The organism is Mesorhizobium erdmanii (genome assembly GCF_013170725.1).
Lineage (GTDB): Bacteria > Pseudomonadota > Alphaproteobacteria > Rhizobiales > Rhizobiaceae > Mesorhizobium > Mesorhizobium erdmanii.
In genome coordinates this window covers 4,191,007-4,211,649 of the sequence record NZ_CP033361.1, presented here as the reverse complement: position 1 = coordinate 4,211,649, position 20,643 = coordinate 4,191,007, and the positions used below count along the sequence as shown (strand labels likewise).

Here is a 20,643-nt window from a genome sequence, read left to right as displayed (position 1 = left end):
GCGCCGTCCTTCGATCGACGCGGGATTTTCCATCAGAAAATCACTTCAGCCAGTTGAAAAGCCTAGAAAAAGCCCTTCCGCTGCCACCAGCCGCCGCGCTTCGGCTTTTCTTCCGCCTTGGCTTCCGGTTCATTGGCTACGGTCGAGGAAACCACCGGCACGACCGGTGCATCGATCGCAGCCGGCTTGCGTCGCGACGGCCGCGCCTTCGCAGGCGCTTCCACCGCGGCAGCCGCCACCGTTTCCTCGGCAACCGCCACCGGCGCCTCGACCGGCGTTTCCGCGGCCGCTTCGACAGCAGTCGTTTCGGCGACGGCCTCGGCGGCCGCCTTCTTCGGCTTTGCCGCGCGACGCGGCTTCTTGGGCTTCTCGGGGCTCGGCACCTCTTCGCTCACCGCTGCCACCGGCTCTTCGGCCGCGGCAACCGCCACCGGCTCGATCGAAGCAGGCTCGCTTTCGGAAGCATCAGCCTCTGAAGCCTCGGTTGCTTCGCCGGCGTTTGCCTCGGTCTCGCCTTCGCCGTCTTCACGGCGGTTGCGCTTGCCGCCGCGCTTGCCGCGACGGCGCTTTTTGCCCTGGCTGTCATCAGAAGCCTGCACCGCCTCGTCGGAGGCGCTGGCAGCGATCGGAGCGGCGTCGTCCGTTTCGGTGTCGTCGTCGTCCCCCGCGTCCGCCGATCCGGCGAAATCGCCTGGAGGAGCGGAGATGGATGAACCATCCGTAGGCGAGCCATGCTCGCGGTCGCGATCACGACCGCCGCGACGCCTGCGACGCTTGCGACGCTTGCGGTCGCGGCCTTCGCCGTCCTCGCTGCCGGCAGCCCGCGGCTGCTGGTTCTGCTGCGGCTGCTGGCGTGGCTGCTCAGCCTGCGCCGGTGCCTCGTCATCGTCCTCGACGACGACGATCTCGTCCTCGGGCTCGTCAGCCTCGACATAGGCCGGCAGGCTGCGCGCCTCGACGAAGCCCTCGGGCTTTTCGGCCAAAGCGCCACGGAAGATCGCATAGTGCTGCGAGCCAACCGCATCATCGGCCTCGATGGTGATGGTCAGGCCGAAGCGGCTTTCCAGTTCCACCAGCGTGCCGCGCTTGTGGTTGAGCACGTAGAGCGCGGTCGCCGCGGGCGTGCGCACAGTGATGTGGCTGCGCGAATCCTTGAGCAGGAATTCCTCGATCGCCCGCACCACCATCAGCGCGACCGACGAATCGGAGCGCACATGGCCGGTGCCGCCGCAATGCGGACAGGGCTTCATGGTCGATTCCAGCACGCTGGCGCGGATGCGCTGGCGCGACATCTCCATCAGGCCGAAATGCGAAATGCGGCCGACCTGGATGCGCGCACGGTCGTTCTTGAGGTGATCCTTCAGCCGCTTTTCGACGGAGCGGTTGTTGCGATTCTCCTCCATGTCGATGAAGTCGATGACGATCAGGCCGGCCAGATCGCGCAGCCTGAGCTGACGGGCAACTTCTTCGGCCGCTTCCAGATTGGTGTGGAGCGCCGTGTCCTCGATCGAGTGCTCCTTGGTGGAGCGGCCCGAATTGACGTCGATGGCGACCAGCGCTTCGGTCTGGTTGATGATGATGTAGCCGCCGCTCTTCAGCGTCACCTGCGGCTGTAGCATGCGGTCGAGCTGCGCCTCGATGCCGTTGCGCACGAAGATCGGTGTCGTGTCGCGGAACGGCTGAACCACCTTGGCGTGGCTCGGCATCAGCATGCGCATGAAGTCCTTTGCCTCGCGATAGCCTTCCTCGCCGGAGACAAGAATCTCGTCGATGTCCTTGTTGTAGAGGTCGCGCACCGAGCGCTTGATGAGGCTGCCTTCCTCATAGACGAGGGCAGGGGCGGTGGACTGGAGCGTGAGATTGCGCACGTTCTCCCACAGCCGCATCAGATATTCATAGTCGCGCTTGATCTCGGCCTTGGTGCGGCTTTCGCCGGCGGTGCGCAGGATGACGCCCATGCCTTGCGGCACTTCGAGATCGGCAACCACCTCCTTGAGTCGCTTGCGGTCGACCGCGCTGGTGATCTTGCGCGAAATGCCGCCGCCGCGCGCCGTGTTCGGCATCAGCACCGAATAGCGGCCGGCAAGCGACAGGTAGGTGGTGAGTGCGGCGCCCTTGTTCCCGCGCTCTTCCTTGACGACCTGCACAAGCAGGATCTGCCGGCGCTTGATCACTTCCTGGATCTTGTACTGGCGGCGCACCGGCTTGCGGCGGTTGCGCACTTCCTCGAGCGCATCCTCGGCACCGACCGATTCGACTTCGTGATCATCCGGATGCGAGGACTGTACTTCCTCCAGCATGCCGCGATCATTGTCGCCGGACGTTGCTTCAGCGCCTTGTTCTGTCTCAGCGACGGGCTCGGAAATCACATCGCCTTCGACAGCGGCGGCAATCGATGTCGGGCCACCCTCGCGGGTTTCGGTTTCGTCCTGCTCGCCGGAACCTTCATCATGGCCTGAGGTATCGGCATGCCCCGAGCGATCTGAATGTTCCGATGTATCGGCTGCATGTTCGATGATCTCGGAGGTGTGGGAAATCTCCTCGACAACGATGTCGCCACTGTCGTCGCCTTCGCTTGGCTCGCCGGAGCCTTCGCCTGCCTCGCCGGCATCGCGCTTGTGCTCACCGCGGTCGCGGCTCTTGCCGCCGCGCCGGCGGCCGCGCCGTCCGCGATCGCGGCTCTGGCGGTCTTCGCCGTCGCCATCCTCGTCCTCTTCGTCTTCGGCCTCCTGCGCTTCGGCGCGCAGCAGTGCCTGACGGTCGGCGACCGGAATCTGGTAATAGTCGGGGTGTATTTCACTGAAGGCGAGAAAACCGTGACGGTTGCCGCCATATTCGACAAAGGCTGCCTGAAGGGAGGGTTCGACGCGCGTTACGCGGGCGAGGTAGATATTTCCTTTGAGCTGCTTCTTGTCCTGGGATTCAAAGTCGAATTCTTCGATACGGTTACCGCGTACGACGACAACTCGTGTTTCCTCCGGGTGGGAGGCGTCTATCAGCATTTTGTTGGGCATTATTTCGTTTCCCCCCGGCAGCCGTCAGCCGCAGCTGGCGAGGCAAAGCCCGCTGCTGTGTGTCTGGAGAGTGGGTGCCGGATAATTGAATGTCCGCCGGACGGTGCCTGCGTGTCATGGCGGTGCCGCCCGCTGCCATACTGGCGCGGTTTGATGCGGACCTTTCCATGATTGCGCTTGAAGCCATCGTCACCAGCGGAACCTTTTGAACCAAAGCCCGGAAACCGGACCAGCTTGTTTGCTCATACAGAGCCGGCGCGGGAACAAACCCGGCCGTTTTCCTCACGCAGGTGATTCCCCCGCCACGGGAGCACACCTGCGAAATTCGTCGCAATCACCTGAAGCCTTTTCGCGTGAAGCGAAAGGAGCCGCCTTTCATCTGACCCTGTAGCAGGAAGCTGCGGAGGAGGGCGGTTCCAGGATTGCAGTGATCCACTATCGCTTTTATGATTTGGCGGGGTGGAAGGCAACCCCGATTTCCGATGCCGGCAAAAAGCAGTTCCGTAGCGTAAGCCTGGTTCCGATCCTTGCGTGAAAAGGCTTGGTTAACCTTCTCTGGATACCAATCGTTAATCGAGTTCGCGGCCTAACCGGCACTTCGACGAAACGACCGGGCGCCTGGCGCCAAACCGGGAGCGACTGGAAGAGAGATGGGACTGGCAGACTTCACAGACAAGGGATGTCGTGTCGGCGGCCGGATTCTGCGCGTCTTCTGTCTCTTGCTGCTGGCGGCGATTTTCCAGGCCCTTTCTCCTGTTGCCAATGCAGCCGACGCGCCGCTCGTGGCAAAAAGCTACAAGATGGCGGGCGATGCCACCAAGATGCGCATTGTCATGGATTTCGATCGCGAGCCGGACATTAAATGGTTCCTGCTGCGTGGCCCCAATCGTCTGGTCATCGATCTGGCGAATACCAGGCTGGCCATCGACGCAAAGGATTTGAAGCCGCGCGGCCTGGTCAGGGGCGTGCGCCTTGGCGCACTTGGCGAGGGCGTTTCGCGGCTGATACTGACCGGCAAGGGACCGTTCGCTGTAGACAAGCTGGATGTGCTCAAGAATGAGGACGGAACCGGCTACCGCATTGCCATCGACATGTCGGCCGCCTCCGAGCGGGAGTTCGACGCCGCCCTTGCCAACCAGGCGCTGACCACCAGCTCGACGGTTTCGACCGACAAGGGCGGGCGGGTCGGCACCGGGCCAGTCTCCAGTCCGGGCCACCGCTTCACCATCGTCCTCGATCCCGGCCATGGCGGTGTCGACGGCGGCGCCGAGGGCCTGAACGGCACGATCGAGAAGAACGTCACGCTGGCCTTTGCCACGGAGCTGCGCGACAAGCTCACGGCGATCGGCAAGTACGATGTCTTCATGACCCGCGACACCGATGAATATCTGCGCCTGGACGACCGCGTCCGCATTGCCCGTCAGCATGAGGCCGACCTGCTGATTTCGATCCATGCCGATACGATCAGCGTCAAGGGCATCCGCGGTGCCACCGTTTACACCGTATCCGACAGGGCGTCGGATCCCGAGGCGCAGGCGCTTGCCGACCGCGAGAACCTGTCCGACCAGTTCGCTGGCATGGTCATCAAGGACGACAACAAGGAAGTGACCGACATCCTGATCGACCTGATCCGCCGCGAGACGCACACATTTTCGATGAGTTTCGCCCACACCTTGGTCGGCCAGTTGTCGACCAGCGTCGGCCTTATCAACAATCCGCAGCGTTCCGCCGGCTTCAAGGTACTGAAGGCGCCGGACGTGCCATCCGTGCTGGTCGAACTCGGCTATCTCTCGAATGCCAAGGACGAGGCGCAACTGCTCGACGCCGAATGGCGCGGCAAGGCGGCGCAAAGCATCACCAATGCCGTTGCGCTGTTCGCTTCCGCCCGGGCCGGCGCGGGAACCGGTGGCTGACATGCCTTGCGGCGCCTGCAACCAGAGGCGGCGTTGCCGGATGACAACACCCGCGGCCTTTTATTTCAAGCGCGCGGTCACGAAAGCAGGCCTTGCCGTATTTTGTCCACATGGTGGCGACATGGGTTTTCGATTACGGTTTGGGACCGGCTCGAAAGCTTGCGTGGAAGGCGGCTTCGTTTAGGAAATTCCCGAACCAAGGACTGGAGCGGGTATGATTCGTCTCATTGGCTATTTCTTCGGCATCGGCACGACGCTGGCCCTTTTGGTCGCGGCGGGCGTTGCGATCTATATCGGCCACGTGGCGAAGGATCTGCCTGACTACGAAGTGCTGGCCAAGTACGAGCCGCCGGTGACGACGCGAATCCATGCCTCGGATGGTTCCCTGATGGCGGAGTACGCGCGCGAACGGCGCCTTTATTTGCCGATCCAAGCCATCCCGGATCGCGTCAAAGCGGCATTCCTGTCCGCGGAGGACAAGAATTTCTACAACCACCCTGGTGTGGACATAACCGGATTGGGCCGGGCGGCGCTCACATACGTTTCGGGTGGGCCTATGCAGGGCGGTTCGACGATCACTCAACAGGTTGCCAAGAACTTCCTTCTCACCAACGAGCGCTCCCTGGAGCGTAAGGTCAAGGAAGCCATCCTTTCGTTCCGCATCGAACAGGCTTACTCCAAGGATCGCATCCTTGAGCTCTATCTCAACGAGATTTTCTTTGGCTTCAACGCCTATGGCGTCGCCGGCGCCGCGCTGACCTATTTCGACAAATCGGTAAACGAACTGACCGTGGCCGAGGCTGCTTACCTGGCATCGCTTCCGAAAGGTCCGGCCAACTACAATCCCTTCAAGCATGCCGATCGCGCGCTTGAGCGGCGCAACTGGGTCATCGGCCAGATGGTCGAGAACGGATACGTGACCCCCGAAGAGGGTGCCAAGGCGAAAGCCGAGCCGCTGGGTGTCGCCCCACGCCGCACCGGTTCCTATCTCTTCGCCGGTGAGTATTTCACGGAGGAGGTTCGTCGGCAGATCATCGCCCGCTATGGCGAGAACGCGCTCTATGAAGGCGGCCTGTCCATTCGCACCACCCTTGACCCGAAGGTCCAGCTCATTGCCCGCAAGGCGATGCAGAACGGCCTGATGAAATACGACACGCTGCGCGGCTATCGCGGGCCGGTGAAGACGATTGACGTGTCTGGCGACTGGGGCGTTCCGCTCGGCGCCGTCAAGGGGCTGGAAGACGTTCCCGAATGGTCGCTCGCCGTTGTGCTCGACTCCTCCGCATCAGGCCTCTCGATCGGCCTGCAGCCCGCGCGCCAGGCGTCGGGCGACATCGTCAAGGAGCGCGTCGAAGGCACCGTCAGCAAGGACGATATGGGCTTTGCCATGCGCCATCTGGTCGACGGCAAGACGGTCAAGGCCAAGTCGCCCGCCGACGTGCTGAAGCCCGGTGACGTCATCTTCGTGCAGAAGAACGAAGGCTCCGACAACACCTATAGCCTGCGTCAGGTCCCCGAGGTGGAAGGTGGTTTGATCGCCATGGACCCGCACACGGGCCGCGTGCTGGCCATGGTCGGCGGCTTCTCCTATTCGCAGTCGGAATTCAACCGCGCCACCCAGGCAATGCGCCAGCCGGGTTCCTCGTTCAAGCCGATCGTCTATTCGGCCGCCCTCGACAATGGTTACACGCCGGCCTCCGTGATCATGGACGGGCCGATCACCATCCAGAGCGGCAACACGACCTGGACGCCGAAGAACTATGACGGCACCGTCGCCGGACCGGCAACGCTGCGCTCCGGCATCGAAAAGTCGCGCAACCTGATGACGGTGCGGCTTGCCAACGACATGGGCATGAAGCTGGTCGTCGAATATGCCGAGCGTTTCGGCGTCTATGACCATCTGGCGCCATATCTGCCGATGGCGCTGGGCTCCGGCGAGACGACCGTGATGCGCATGGTCTCGGCCTATTCGATCATGGCCAACGGCGGCAAGTCGATCAAACCATCGCTGATCGACCGCATCCAGGACCGCTACGGCAAGACCGTGTTCAAGCAGGATGAGCGTGGCTGCGAAGGCTGCAACGCACCTGAGTGGAAGAACCAGCCGGAACCGGAACTGGTCGACAATTCCGAGCAGGTGCTCGATCCGATGACCGCCTACCAGATCACCTCGATGATGGAAGGCGTGGTGCAACGCGGTACCGGCGCCACCATCGGTGAACTTGGCCGCCACATCGCCGGCAAGACCGGCACGACCAACGACGAGAAGGACGCCTGGTTCATTGGCTATACACCGAACCTCGTGGTCGGCCTCTACATGGGCTACGACACGCCGCGCGGTCTTGGCCATGGCGCCACCGGCGGTGGTCTCGCCGCCCCGATCTTCAAGGATTTCATGCGCGTGGCGCTGGACGGCACGCCCAATGTCGACTTCAAGGTTCCCGACGGGATGAACTTGATCGCCATCAATCGCAAGACCGGCATGCGTGCCGCGTCGGGAGATCCCGGCACCATCATCGAGGCCTTCAAGCCGGGCACCGGTCCCGCCGACAGCTATTGGGTGATCGGCATGGGCGCTGACGGCTCCAACGCGGCGGGCGGCCCACTGTCGCCGCAGGCGAACCAGGCCATCCAGGACGGCGGCGGCGGTCTCTACTGACGGCTGCCAATACGCACATTGGGCTGGCCTGGAGGCCGGCCCATTTCGCTTTACACATGGCGGCGCCGTCCCTATGTATCGCGCCGACCGAAGTGTCACTTCAGCAACAGGACAAAATACCAGGCCATGCGCGCGGAAACGCAGAATATTGTCGACGAGATCAGGCAGGCGATAACCCTGCTGAGGAGGCATCTTTGACTGGGATCAGGCTATAAAGCGGCTTGAATACCTGAACGTGCGGGCAGAGGACGCCAGCCTCTGGAACGAACCGCTGGAAGCGCAGAAGCTGATGCGTGAGCGCCAGGGCCTCGAGGAAGGCATCGCGGCGGTCAAGGGCCTGACCCAGGCGCTGGAAGACAATATCGGTCTGATTGAGCTCGGTGAGGAAGAGGGCGACGAAGGCGTCATCGCCGAGGCCGAAGCGGCCATCCGTTCGATGCAGGGCGAGGCGAAGGCCCGCCAGGTCGAAACGCTGCTGTCGGGTGAAGCCGACGCCAACGACACCTACCTCGAAGTCCACGCGGGCGCCGGCGGAACGGAGAGCCAGGACTGGGCCTCAATGCTCCTGCGCATGTACACGCGCTGGGCCGAGCGCCGCCGCTTCAAGGTCGAGGTGCTGGAAGTGCATGACGGCGAAGAGGCCGGCATCAAGTCCGCGACGCTGCTGATCAAGGGGCACAATGCCTATGGCTGGCTGAAGACAGAATCGGGCGTTCATCGCCTAGTGCGTATTTCGCCCTATGACAGCAATGCGCGCCGTCATACGTCCTTTTCCAGTATCTGGGTCTATCCGGTCGTCGACGACAGGATAGAGATCGACGTCTCCGAATCCGATGTCCGCATCGACACCTATCGCTCGTCCGGTTCGGGCGGCCAGCACGTCAACACCACCGATTCGGCCGTACGCATCACCCACATCGCCACCGGCATAGCGGTCGCCTGCCAGGCCGAGCGTTCGCAGCACAAAAACAAGGCCAAGGCCTGGGAAATGCTGCGCTCGCGTCTCTACGAGGAAGAACTGAAGAAGCGCGAAGCGGTGGCCAACGCCACCGAGGCCTCGAAGAGCGACATCGGCTGGGGCCACCAGATCCGCTCCTACGTGCTGCAGCCCTATCAGCTGGTCAAGGACCTGCGCACCGGCGTCGAAAGCACCAGCCCGTCGAGCGTGCTCGACGGCGATCTCGACGAGTTTATGGAAGCATCGTTGTCGCAGCGCATCGAAGGCGGCGCTGGTGAGGCTGTGGCGGATCTGGACTAGCGCGCCCCGCACCAAGCGGTTGCGCCCGCTCGCATCTCGTGGGACGAGCGGGTCATTATCAAAGGCACGGTTCTGCGCCATCTGGCCCGCAACCGATGCCAGCCTGCCACGTAGCAATTTCTTGCGCCGACTCACATTTCGGCTCACCATTTGCGGCAGGAGGAGACAAAAGCATTTATGGCCGGTCGCGGCATATCTGCTGACGATTGGCCGCTGGGAAGACACGTTCCGGGAACGGGCAAGCGAAACGCTTGAACCTCGTTTGAAAGGAACGTCCCATGTTTGCCGCCAATTCCCGATCGGCCATCGCCGCTCCATCGGTTGGCCAGCTTCTGCTTCCTTTGTTCGCGGCCTCTGCGATCGCCGTCCTGACGACGCCTGCCTTGGCGCATGACGCCAAGCCGACCGCAGCAAAGGCGCAAGGCTGGAGCTACCCGTTCGCCTGCTGCGCGAACTACGATTGCCACGAGGTGTCGCAGACCTCGATCAGCGAGCGTCCGGAAGGTTATGTCATCAAGGACACCGGGGAGGTGTTGGCCTACAGCGACAGACGCATCAAGAATTCGCCCGACGGCGAGTTCCACTGGTGCGCGCATGAGGCCGGGCTCGATGCCGGCAAGACCATCTGCCTGTTCGTGCCGCCCTCGTCTTACTGATGCGTGTCGCTCAAAAGTGATCGGTTTTGATCGAACGACATGCATAAAGTCAAAGGCCTAAAGCGCGCCGCATGTATCCGGTTCGGCGCGACGTGCTTTAGGGTTTGCTGTCGCCGGTTCATTCTTGGAATCTGGTGACAGACAGTTGTCAGGATCGTTTCCTTATGGTGCCCTGCCTTATAGGCGGCGGACAATGGAGAGGTGATGTTGATGACCATCAAGGGAAGCTGCCACTGCAAGGCGACGACATTCGAGGTTTCCGAAGCCCCGCGGACGGTGACGCAGTGCACCTGTTCGTTCTGCTCGAAACGCGGCTCGCTCTGGGCCTATTACACTCCATCGCAGTTCAAGCTCGTCACGCCAAAGAAAAACGTCGCCTTCTATCAATGGGGCTCGAAAACCGTAAAGCATGGTTTCTGCGCCACTTGCGGCTGCGGCACGTTCACCGAAACACCGGACTCGTCGACCGGCGAGCCGGATTTCGACAATCCGAAGATCAGCGTCAATTCGCGGCTGTTCGACGATTTCGATCTCGACAAGGTGGAAGTGGTGGTCATCGACGGCAAGAATCTCTGGTAGCTGGGCGAGGCGGTCGTCACGTAAATGCCCCCTGGAAAAGCCGTCGCCGTCGCTTTTCCCGTTCCGCTTTTTGCCGCAATTCATGGTACAAGTCGCGGGAAGGGCTGATTTGGCGCCGTAGAAAAGGCGCGACTTGGAGAGGGACCATCTATGAAGAAGACCGTGCTCGTCGCCGTGGCGACGGCTCTGCTCGTGAGCGCCTGCACCACCACCGATCCGTATACGGGCGACCAGAAGATTTCCAACACGGCCGCTGGTGCCGGCCTCGGCGCCCTGGCAGGTGCCAGCCTTGGCCTGCTTGCCGGCGGCAATGACCGCCGCAACGCGCTAATCGGCGCTGGCATCGGTGCGCTGGCCGGCGGTGCCATCGGCGCCACCATGGATCAGAACGAAGCTGAACTGCGCCGGCAGCTCCAGGGTACTGGTGTCAGCGTCACCCGCAGTGGCGACCAGATCATCCTCAACATGCCGTCGGACATCACCTTCAATGTCGATCAGGACGCGGTGAAGCCCGGCTTCTATCCGGTGCTGAATTCCGTCGCTCTGGTGCTGAAGAAGTTCAAGCAGACCACGGTCGACGTTTTCGGCCACACCGATTCGACGGGTGGCGAACAGCACAATTTCGACCTGTCGCAGCGTCGTGCGCTGGCCGTCGCCAACTATCTGTCCGGCCAGGGCGTCGATCAGCGTCGCTTTGCCGTCACCGGCTTTGGCAAAACGCGGCCAATCGCCTCCAACGCGACAGCCGCTGGCCGCGAGCAGAACCGGCGTGTCGAAATCCAGTTGTCGCCGCTCACCTGATCTGTCGGCGAATGAATGTGAAACGGCCCTCCTTGCGGGGGCCGTTTCTGTTTGGCCGGCCATCGGCGCTGTTTCAGCTTGTCGCTCATTATAATTAGTAGTTGCTAAAATAAGAGCTTTCCCGCAGTCGTCCAAAGGAATAGAATTATTGCCGTTCCAGAGGGGATGAGGCGGTGCAACTGGCCGCGCGATAAGCATTTTCCGCCTCCGTCTTGCACGGCCAGAATTAGCAAGTCTGGGAGGAATGCATGACAAGAACAGCCAGCCTTGGGCGCTGCGGCGTCCTCGTTTTGACAAGCATTGCCGGTGTGTGGTTCGGCCTCGCCACGGCACGAGCCGAGGATGCCAGCAAGGCTGATATCGATGCCTTGAAAAAGTCGCTCGCCAAATATGAGGACTATACGGCCGCCGTCCGCGACCTTTATCTGTCGACGGTCGGCTGCGTCTACTACAGCGGAGAAAAGATAGCGGGCGCGATGTATTACCCGAAGGGCGCCATGGGTATCCATTTCGTCAATGTGCCAAGTGTCGGCCAGAAACTCGACCCGATGAAGCCCAACGTCCTGATCTACGAGCCAACCAAGAAGGGCCTGAAGTTGGTCGGCGCGGAATGGCTGGTGCCGCTGACGCCGGATGTCAAAGCGCCGCCGAAGCTGTTTGGCCAAACCTTCATGGGGCCGATGGAGGGACACTATCCGCTCATCCCGAGGGAGTTCGTCCACTACGATCTTCATGCCTGGCTGTTCAGGGACAATCCGAACGGCATGTTCAGTCCGACCAATCCGAACGTGAAATGCAGCAAGGCCGAGTTTCCGATGCTGGAAAAGCCGACCAAGATGATGCCGGGCCCAATGTAGCGGCTGAACAGGGCCAGAAGCTTACCGGAAGGGCAAGCCGGCTGGCCTGTCTAGAAAGCGGTCGGGATCAGACCTTGGCGACGATGCGCATGAAGGCCGGCATGTCGTCGCCGAAGCCAATGGTGGTGTCGTTATCTTCCTGGTGGCGATGGCGGGCAGGGCGGTTGCTGTCGCGCTGCGGTCTGGTGTCGCCGCGTTCCGGCGCGCGATCCGCGGAGCCCTTGCGCTCGCTGTTTTCCGAGCGGATGGCATCCTTGCGCGCGCGCCGCTCGCCGATGTCTGCGACAGCCGTCTCGGCCACATCGGGCTGTTCCTGCTGTGCGACCGGGCTAGAGGCATGTTCCTCGCTGTGTTTGGCGCGACGTTCGCCGCCCTTTTTGCGCTCGCCCCTGTCCTTGCGATCTTCGTCCTTGCGGCCGGCGCGGCGTGGCGCGCCCTTGCCGCGGCGCGGCGCATCGTCTTCACCTTCGCTGGCGACCACGGTCGACAGGTCGCCGTCATGCCACTCGATCTTGGTGCCGATCAGCCGTTCGATGGCGTCGATGTATTTGGTGTCGGACTTGGTCGCGATGGTGAAGGATTTGCCGGAGCGCCCGGCGCGGCCGGTGCGGCCGATGCGGTGGACATAGTCCTCGGCATGGATCGGTACGTCATAGTTGAAGACATGGCTGACGTCGGGAATGTCGAGGCCGCGCGCGGCGACGTCCGAAGCCACGAGGTAGCGAAGCTTGCCGTCCCGGAAGTTGGCCAGCATTTGCATGCGGGCGCGCTGGTCCATGTCGCCATGCAGGGCGCCGGCATCGAAATCATACTTCAGCAGCGAGCGGAACAGTTCCGACACTTCGATCTTGCGGTTGCAGAAGATGATGGCGTTCTTCAGCTCCGCGTCCTCGGCCCGTATCAGGTTGCGCAGCGTCTCGCGCTTGTCCCAAGGCTTGGAGCCCGATTTGACCAGTCGCTGGATAATGTTGGTGGCGGCCGACGCAGCCTTGGAAACCTCGACACGCACCGGCGCGTGCAGGAATTTTTCCGTCAGCTTGGTGATTTCCGGTGGCATGGTCGCCGAGAAAAACAGCGTCTGCCGGGTGAACGGGATCATCTCGCAGATCCGCTCGATATCGGGGATGAAGCCCATGTCGAGCATCCGGTCGGCCTCGTCGATGACGAGGATTTCGACGCCGTTGAGCAAAAGCTTGCCGCGCTCGCGGTGGTCGAGGAGACGACCAGGCGTCGCGATCAGCACGTCGGCGCCGCGCTCCAGCTTCTTGTCCTGCTCGTCGAACGATACGCCGCCGATCAGGAGCGCGATGTTGAGCTTGTGGTTCTTGCCGTATTTGACGAAGTTTTCTTCGACCTGCGCGGCAAGCTCGCGAGTCGGCTCGAGGATCAGGGTGCGCGGCATGCGGGCGCGGGCACGGCCCTTTTCCAGCCGGGTCAGCATCGGCAGCACGAAGGAGGCGGTCTTGCCGGTGCCGGTCTGGGCTATGCCCAGCACGTCCTTGCCGAGCAGGGCGTGCGGGATGGCACCGGCCTGGATCGGCGTCGGCTGCGTATAGCCGGCATCGGTAACTGCGGAAAGCACCTTCGGCGACAGGCCGAGGTCTGAAAAGGTCAACGCTTCTTGAGCGATCGTGGTGTCTGAGGACAAGTGTTGTCGTCTTTGGCTGGTTCGGGGAGGCGCAACGTTATTCGTCGCGGCAAGCGCCACGCGCCTGCAAGATTGGCATTGCGATTAGGCGCAAGTCCGCGATTTGTCAACAGAAACGGGCGGGATTGGCGCGATTGTGAAGTTGTAACCTTAATCGCGGTGCTTAATCCGGCCGCTTGTCTCTGTGCCGGCTCAGTACCGGAACTGTTCGGCCAGGATGCGCTCGTTCCAGGAGTGGTTGGGGTCGAACAGCAAGGTTGCCGTCGCTGTCGGCGACTCGCGCACCGTTACCGAGGTCACCGCCTTGACCTCCGTGTGGTCGGCGGCAGCGTTCACCGGCCGCTTTTCCGGCTCCAGAATATCGAAGCGCACGGTTGCCTTGTTGGACAGCAATGCGCCACGCCAGCGGCGCGGGCGAAACGGGCTGACCGGCGTCAATGCCAGAAGCGGTGCGTCGAGTGGCAGGATCGGGCCGTGCGCGGAAAGATTGTAGGCGGTGGACCCGGCCGGCGTCGCGATCATGACGCCATCGCAACTGAGTTCCTCGAGCCGTATCTGGTCGTCGACGCTGATGCGGATCTTGGCCGTCTGGTAGGATTGGCGCCACAGCGCCACTTCGTTGATCGCCAGCGCCGAGACGGTTTCGCCTTCCGAGGTGACGGCCAGCATTTCCAGCGGGCGGATGGTTTCGGCGACCGCGGCCGCGATCCGCTCGGTGAGCCCTCCCGAACGGTACTCATTCATAAGGAACCCGATGGTGCCACGGTTCATGCCGTAGACCTTCTTTCCGGTCCCCATCGTGTCGCGCAAGGTCTGCAGCAGGAATCCGTCGCCACCCAGGGCCACCACGATCGAGGCCTCGGCGATCGAACGCTGGCCATAGCGCGCCGACAGGCTCTCCAGCGCCGCCTTGGCGTCGGATGTGTCGGACGAGACGAAGGCGATGCTGTTGGCTGTGCTCATGGCTCCCCGATCACGACCGATTGGCGGCGGCGGTCCGGCCGCGCCCGCGCCGGGGTAGCATGGTGCGGGCAAGTCTGCAAAGAGACCCGTTGCGCCGCCGGCAAAGCCATGTCGCGACACCATCGTCGCGGCCGCCAGGTCGCGCATCATGACAGGGCACGTGCGAATGTGATGGTTAAGACGGGGCTTAAAGTCTCGTAAAGATGGATGGATCATGTTAGCCGGCATGGATGGCGCGGGGGCGCCCGCAGCATTGCCGTATCCTTCGGGATGCCAAAAGGATGCTGTGGCAGTTTTGATTTGTGCGCATGATCCCGGGATGACCTTGATGTTTCGGGGGAGCACGCACCAGCCAGACGAGGCCGTCATATTGCCGGTAACACGCCTGATCATCGTCTTTTTCATGCTGGGTAGCTTCGCGCTGGTTTTCGCCGCTCTTGTGCGACAGTCGGAAAGCAGGAGCATCAGGCCGTTGCCCACGGCCTCCCGCTGCGGCGATGCAGCCGCAATGCCTTGCCCGCAACGGGCGCTGTAGCCCACCAAAACGCCTACCCGCCCGCGCCACATATCCCGGCCACGGTTTCATGCTCGGGCGACCGGCGATCGGCTGGCGCAAGACAAGTTTTGATCGCTGCAATTGCGACGTCGATGAAAGCACTGCTAGAAGACTTTCGGTCTTGATAGGGCACTGTTCCTGTCGTTTCTGGAAGGAAGTGCCCATGCCGCGCAGCGTGTTGGTAACTGGGGGCTGTGGCTTCATTGGCTCCCATCTTGTCGATCGCCTGTTGCGCCGCGATGACCTGGAGAGGCTTGTCGTCGTCGACAATCTGTGGACCGGATTGCGCGACAACATCGCCCATGTCGCGGACCCGCGGTTCAGCCTGCGGATCGCCGATGCCGAAACGTTCACGGCCGGCCGGGATTTCGACGAGATCATCCATCTCGCGTCGCCGGCTTCGCCGGTATGGTACATGCGCGAGCCGGCGCGCACGATCAGGGCCAATATAGGCGGTGCGCTTAATCTTCTGTCACTGCTCAAGCCCGGCGGTCGCTTCTGCTTTGCCTCGACTTCGGAAGTCTATGGCGACCCCCATGTGTCGCCGCAACCGGAGAGCTATCGGGGGTTTGTGGACTGCACCGGGCCACGGGCCTCCTATGACGAGAGCAAGCGCTGCACCGAGGCGCTGCTGTTCGAAGAGCAACGGATCAGCGGGCTCGATATCCGTGTCGTCAGGCTGTTCAACACCTACGGGCCGCGAACGCGCATCGATGACGGCCGCGCCGTTTCGAATTTTATAAGCCAAGCCCTGACCACAGGCATATTAACCGTCTACGGCGACGGCTCGCAATCGCGCAGCTGGGGTTACGTCGACGACATCGTCGATGGCTTGGAGCGTTTCTTCTGGCGCGACAGCGTCTCTCACCAGGGCCCCTTGAACATCGGCAACAATCGCGAGGTCTCGGTTCTCGAGATTGCGAAATTCGTCAGTTCGCTTGCGCCGGGCAGCCGCATCGAACACCATGCGCCTGCTCCGCAGGATCCGTCGAACCGCTGCCCGGACTTGACCCTGGCAAGACAGGTTCTGCCTGGATGGGAGGCAAGGACCGGCTACGAGGAAGGGATCCAGCGCACCTTCGAATGGTTCCGCCGACAGATTGCGACCGACGGCAGATCGGCGGCAAGCGCCTGAGGGACTGGGCCTGTCATAGCGACCGTGAGACAGAATCGAGCTTGCCTGCGAAGTAGGGTCCAAGCACGGTTTCGAAGGCCTTCAAGGCCGCGCCGATCGCCTGGTGCATGTCGAGATATCGGTAGGTGCCTAACCGTCCGCCGAGATGCAGGTTTTTCTCGGCGGCCGCACGTTCTAGATAGCGACCGTACACCGCCTGATCCCGTCTTGTGTCGATCGGATAATAAGGCTCGTCGGAACGGCCGGCAAAACGCGAATACTCGCGTCCGATGAGTGTCTTGTCACTCTTGTGCTGGCGTTCCGGGTTGAAATGCCTGAATTCGACCACGCGTGTATAGGGCACGGCTTCGTCGGCATAGTTCATGATCGCCGTGCCCTGATGATCCGGCGTGTCCATGACCTCGAGGTCGATATCGATGGTCCGCCAGCCGAGTTCGCCCTCCGAGTAGTCGAAATAGCGGTCGATCGGACCGGTGTAGACGACCGGCAGGTCTTTCGGCAGCAACGGTTTGATATCGAAAAAGTCGACGCCAAGCCGTGTTTCGATGAGCTCGTGCGCGAGCATTCTTTCGAAGATCGCCGTGTAGCCATCCACAGGTTGGCCCTGGAATCGGTCGGTGAAGTAGCCGTCCTCGAATGTGTAGCGGACCGGCAGGCGCGCGATGATCTGCGCCGGCAGTTCGCGTGGGTCTGTCTGCCATTGCTTGGCGGTATAGCCCTTGATGAAAGCCTCGTATAGCGGACGGCCGACGAGGGAGATCGCCTTCTCCTCGAGATTGGCCGGCGGGCGATCGCCAAGCTCGGCTGCCTGTCCGGTAATCATGCCGCGCGCCTCGTCCGGGCTCAACCGCTTGCCGAAGAACTGGCAGATCGTGGCAAGGTTGATCGGCAGCGGATAGACCTTGTCGCGATAGGTCGAGAACCCACGATGGCGATACGTCGTGAAACCGGTAAAGGTGCGCAGATAATTCCAGACCTCCTCGTTGGATGTGTGGAACAGATGCGGCCCGTAGCGATGGATCTCGACGCCGGTGGCGGGATCCTGTTCGGTGAAGGCATTGCCGCCGATGTGCCGGCGCCGGTCGATTACTAGCACGCGCCGGCCAAGCTGCGTCGAGATGCGCTCGGCAAGCGTCGCGCCATAAAAGCCCGCGCCGACAATGAGAATGTCGGCTTCGCTGAGCAGGTTCTTGTCCATTCGCGAGTCTGCCGACTTATGGTTAGAGTTTGATCTGAGACAGTTCGACCGGCTTGGAATACTGCCTGCGCAGCAGGTGCCAAAGTCGCCTTTTCCACTTGTGCACCTGACGAAAGGCTCTTCGGCCCTGGACATAGTCAGCCACCATGCGCAAGCCGATAATCGGCCGCGATCGCCAACGCCTGCCTTTGAGGTCAACGGCCTCGTAAGACAGGGGAAAGAACTCGCCAAATCCATATCGCAACCCCAGTCGGCGGAGTTCCGACTCCGCCGTGTGGCCGGACCCCAGCATCGTGGTAGCCAAGTGAACTCCCACTGGCCGCGTGTGGCGGACAGGCAAGGCGTCGAATACGGCTGATGTTCCAAGGTTTCGCACGGCAAGCCGCGTCCACAACGAGTCGAGACCGAAACCGCCCATGGAGTGTTCGAAAAGCGGTAGCATCTTGGCCACGATGTCGGTCCTTATGCAGGGAGCCATGACCTCGATCTTGTCGACCAGGCGACATTCGAAACTCTTGCAGCGAAGAAACGGCAGGTGGGTGTAATAGCTATCCAGCGTCAGTGCCGGCTGGCCGACGTGCAGGTCGAACCGGCGCATATTGACGAACAAAGCTTCGATGGTTGCCCGGTCGGCCTCGATATCGTCGTCCGGGAACCAGATATATCGATAGTGATCTAGCAGTTCGGGCCGCTCTGCGAACAGAGCGTGTATGCCGTCCCATTTTCCGCCCTTGTAATCGACACGGTTTTCACAGGGCAGACGGAACGCCGACGGACCGCTGCCGTAGTAGCTGACGATCAAATCGAATTCACATTGGGGATCGTCCGCCCCCCATCCGCGATGGAGAGAGTTGTCATCGGCCCTGACGACGACGAGATTGCGGCGGGCAGCGTTTGTCATCGGCCCGCTATCGGCATTTATGCCCTGGTCTACTACTGTCATGGCGAGCCCCTACACCAAAGCCGGATGAATGCGAAGAGCCGCTGCTGAGAGGGAATTGGCGGTCCGGCAGGGGAATGCGCCGTGATCTTGCCACTCGGCGTGAATCTGGATTCATCATACGATAGGTTCTAGGCTCGTCATCGGCTGTCAAGCTGATCAGAACATGCGACCATTGCGGGACCGGACCACTATGAAATTGATCGTTGTGACCCCGGCGGGCCGCGAGAAATATCTTCGTCTTCTCAGTCATCACGTCCTGAAAAGCCCCGAGGTGCACGAATGGCATCTGTGGGACAATTGCCGAAACGAAGCCGATCGGGCCTATCTCCAGCGATTGGCCGCCAGCGATCCGCGCTGCAAGATAAAGACGCTTCCGAACGCCGACGGCAGCATCGATGTCATCGGCAGGTTCTTTCGCTTCTGTGACGACGCCGACGCTCTCTATCTGCGCCTGGACGACGATGTGGTCTTTCTGGAGGAGGGCTTTCTTCCCAAATTCAAGGCGCGGGCCTTGGCGGAAAAGGGGGCGGCCCTCTGGTATGCGCCGCTCATCATCAACAACGCGGTTTGCAACAGCTTGATCAAGAATCTTTCCAGGGTTCTGATCGAAGGACCGCTCACCTGTCAGGCGATGTGTCCCTATTCCTGGGCTCATGCAAGCTTTCCAGAGGTCCTTCATCCGGTCTTCATCGAGGCTGTCCGGTCGAATCGGCTGGGTGATTTCCGCGTGCCTGACCGGGAAGTCAGGCTGGGGCGCTTCTCGATCAACGCGATCGGATTTTTCGGGTCGGATATCCTTGATATCGGCGAGCTTTTTTATCCGCCGGGCAATGACGAGGAAGAATGGCTGTCTGTGACCCTGCCGGCAAAGCTCGATCGTCCGGGCAAGGTTTTCGGCGATCTGGTTGCCGCGCATTTCAGCTTCTTCACACAGGAGAAGCACCTGCTGCGGACCAGTATCCTCGACGACTACTATGCGCTCGCCGGCCTGCCGGCTCCGCTTTACGAGAAACCGGTTTTCCGAACGAGATTGAAGGACCGTCTGAGGCCGTGGCGAAAGCCGAGGAATCGCGGACCGGACTACCGGATTTCGCTTCCGGTCGGCGATGCCGGCTGAGGGCATCGGTCCTGCACGCTGTGCCGTTCACCATTTCCTGAGTAGAACGCTGCCAAGGCATCTGATCGGGCCTCGAAGTGTTCAGGTGCCAAAAGATATTGACTATATAGTTAGTTATAATCTATCGTCCGTATTGACCGAGTTGGCCAGCCGGCATGTGCGGGTGAATGGCCGCGAGTGGGGAATGCCTTGAGAGCCGTCCAGCCCCGTCATCGGGGAAGGGCATCGCCTGGCTTGTTCATCAGCAGGAAATGGACCTGAGGCGGCGACGCAACCGGTCCCAACAATGGGAGCACTAGCATGAACTGGAAACTGACCGCGGCCGCCGTCGGGCTGTCGCTGTTCGCCGTGACGGGCATTGCCCGCGCCGATGGCGTGCTCAACATCTACAATTGGGGCAACTACACCAGCCCGGACCTCATCAAGAAGTTCGAGGAGACCTACAAGATCAAGGTCACCGTCACGGACTATGATTCCAACGACACCGCGCTGGCCAAGGTCCGCCAGGGCGCGTCCGGTTATGATATCGTGGTGCCCTCGGCCAACGTCGTGCCGATCTGGATCAGCGAAGGTCTGCTGCTGGAAACCGATCCCAACAAGATGGAGAATTTCAAGAATGTCGATCCGAGATGGGTCGATGTGCCTTTCGATCCGGGTCGCAAATACACGGTTCCATGGCAGTGGGGCACGACAGGCGTTTCGGTGAACAAGTCGGTCTATTCAGGCGACGTCAATACCTCTTCGATCTTCCTTGATCCGCCGCCCGAACTCGTCGGCAAGATCAATGTCGTGCCCGAAATGGGGGACATCATGTTCCTCGCCATCGCCTACGAAGGCGGCAAGTACTGCACCAACGATATGCAAGTCCTGAAGAAGGTGCACGACAAGCTGGTCGAGGCCAAGGCAAAATGGCTTTCGCTCGACTACGCGGCCGTCGACGGACTGGGCAGGGGCGACATCGCTGCCGGCGTCAACTGGAACGGCATATCGCTGCGTGAGCGGCTGCAGAACGACAAGATCGTCTACGGCTATCCCAAGGAAGGCTTTCCGATCTGGATGGACAATGTCGCCGTCCTCAAGGACGCCAAGAATGTCGAGAACGCCAAGCTGTTCCAGAATTTCATCATGGACCCGAAGAACGCCGCGTTGATCTCGGCATTCGCTCGCTACGCCAACGGCATCAAGGGCTCCGAGGCTTTCATGCCCGACGATATGAAGACGGCGCCCGAAGTGGCAATTCCGGCTGAATTCGCCGCCAAGGGGCAGTTCATGCCGGCTTGTCCGGCGGATGTGCAGGCGCTCTACACGAAAATCTGGACCGACCTCCAGAAATAACGCAGCCGGAC

General features: G+C 61.5%; 15 protein-coding genes. 10 read left to right on the top strand and 5 right to left on the bottom strand.

The window, feature by feature from the left end; all coding sequences use genetic code 11:
• Nucleotides 1-62: 62 nt before the first annotated feature.
• Nucleotides 63-3,014, bottom strand: a complete 2,952-nt coding sequence (locus EB233_RS20450; RefSeq protein WP_064991463.1) for an Rne/Rng family ribonuclease — start codon at nt 3,012-3,014, stop codon at nt 63-65.
• A 650-nt stretch (nt 3,015-3,664) separates the two neighbouring features.
• Here EB233_RS20450 and EB233_RS20445 point away from each other — a divergent pair.
• The 7 genes from EB233_RS20445 (at nt 3,665) to EB233_RS20415 (ending at nt 11,737) form a co-directional block, all read left to right on the top strand.
• Entirely contained in the window at nt 3,665-4,927 is a 1,263-nt protein-coding gene (locus EB233_RS20445; protein ID WP_064991462.1) for an N-acetylmuramoyl-L-alanine amidase, read from the top strand.
• 214 nt (nt 4,928-5,141) lie between these two features.
• Nucleotides 5,142-7,586: a penicillin-binding protein 1A gene (locus EB233_RS20440; protein ID WP_064991461.1), complete on the top strand. Its 2,445-nt coding sequence runs from the start codon at nt 5,142-5,144 to the stop codon at nt 7,584-7,586.
• 126 nt (nt 7,587-7,712) lie between these two features.
• Nucleotides 7,713-8,844 (top strand): peptide chain release factor 2 gene (gene prfB, locus EB233_RS20435; protein WP_154674518.1). Its coding sequence is split into 2 segments (ribosomal slippage): nt 7,713-7,778 and nt 7,780-8,844, totalling 1,131 coding nucleotides; the frame shifts between segments, so codons are not numbered across the junction.
• Between the two features lie 278 nt (nt 8,845-9,122).
• The gene (locus tag EB233_RS20430) at nt 9,123-9,500 is read left to right on the top strand and encodes a hypothetical protein (RefSeq protein ID WP_064991460.1); all 378 of its coding nucleotides are present in this window, start codon (nt 9,123-9,125) and stop codon (nt 9,498-9,500) included.
• 210 nt (nt 9,501-9,710) lie between these two features.
• Nucleotides 9,711-10,079, top strand: a complete 369-nt coding sequence (locus EB233_RS20425; RefSeq protein ID WP_064991649.1) for a GFA family protein — start codon at nt 9,711-9,713, stop codon at nt 10,077-10,079.
• A 150-nt stretch (nt 10,080-10,229) separates the two neighbouring features.
• A complete protein-coding gene (locus tag EB233_RS20420) occupies nt 10,230-10,880 on the top strand; it encodes a YiaD family glycine zipper/OmpA-like lipoprotein (protein WP_027051744.1) in 651 nt (216 codons plus the stop codon).
• A gap of 248 nt (nt 10,881-11,128) precedes the next feature.
• The gene (locus tag EB233_RS20415; protein ID WP_064991459.1) at nt 11,129-11,737 is read left to right on the top strand and encodes a hypothetical protein; all 609 of its coding nucleotides are present in this window, start codon (nt 11,129-11,131) and stop codon (nt 11,735-11,737) included.
• A gap of 67 nt (nt 11,738-11,804) precedes the next feature.
• Here the strand turns inward: EB233_RS20415 and EB233_RS20410 are convergent, their stop codons facing one another.
• A complete protein-coding gene (locus tag EB233_RS20410) occupies nt 11,805-13,385 on the bottom strand; it encodes a DEAD/DEAH box helicase (RefSeq protein WP_064991458.1) in 1,581 nt (526 codons plus the stop codon).
• Between the two features lie 192 nt (nt 13,386-13,577).
• Nucleotides 13,578-14,348 carry an NAD kinase gene (locus EB233_RS20405; protein WP_064991648.1) on the bottom strand — a complete coding sequence of 257 codons (771 nt, stop codon included), beginning with the start codon at nt 14,346-14,348 and terminating at the stop codon, nt 13,578-13,580.
• Nucleotides 14,349-15,067: 719 nt separating this feature from the next.
• Here EB233_RS20405 and EB233_RS20400 point away from each other — a divergent pair.
• Entirely contained in the window at nt 15,068-16,039 is a 972-nt protein-coding gene (locus EB233_RS20400; RefSeq protein WP_064991456.1) for an NAD-dependent epimerase/dehydratase family protein, read from the top strand.
• Between the two features lie 13 nt (nt 16,040-16,052).
• Here the strand turns inward: EB233_RS20400 and glf are convergent, their stop codons facing one another.
• Together glf and EB233_RS20390 are read right to left on the bottom strand one after the other, a co-directional pair.
• Nucleotides 16,053-17,237 (bottom strand): UDP-galactopyranose mutase, encoded by a 1,185-nt coding sequence (glf, locus tag EB233_RS20395; protein WP_064991455.1) that lies wholly within the window; start codon nt 17,235-17,237, stop codon nt 16,053-16,055.
• 22 nt (nt 17,238-17,259) lie between these two features.
• Nucleotides 17,260-18,180, bottom strand: coding sequence for a hypothetical protein (locus EB233_RS20390; protein WP_064991454.1), 921 nt, complete (start codon nt 18,178-18,180; stop codon nt 17,260-17,262).
• A gap of 172 nt (nt 18,181-18,352) precedes the next feature.
• On the opposite strand from EB233_RS20390, the gene EB233_RS20385 reads away from it, so the two are divergent.
• Both EB233_RS20385 and EB233_RS20380 read left to right on the top strand, forming a co-directional pair.
• Entirely contained in the window at nt 18,353-19,297 is a 945-nt protein-coding gene (locus EB233_RS20385; RefSeq protein ID WP_244277794.1) for a hypothetical protein, read from the top strand.
• A 300-nt stretch (nt 19,298-19,597) separates the two neighbouring features.
• A complete protein-coding gene (locus EB233_RS20380) occupies nt 19,598-20,632 on the top strand; it encodes an extracellular solute-binding protein (RefSeq protein ID WP_064991452.1) in 1,035 nt (344 codons plus the stop codon).
• The last annotated feature ends 11 nt before the right edge of the window (nt 20,633-20,643 follow it).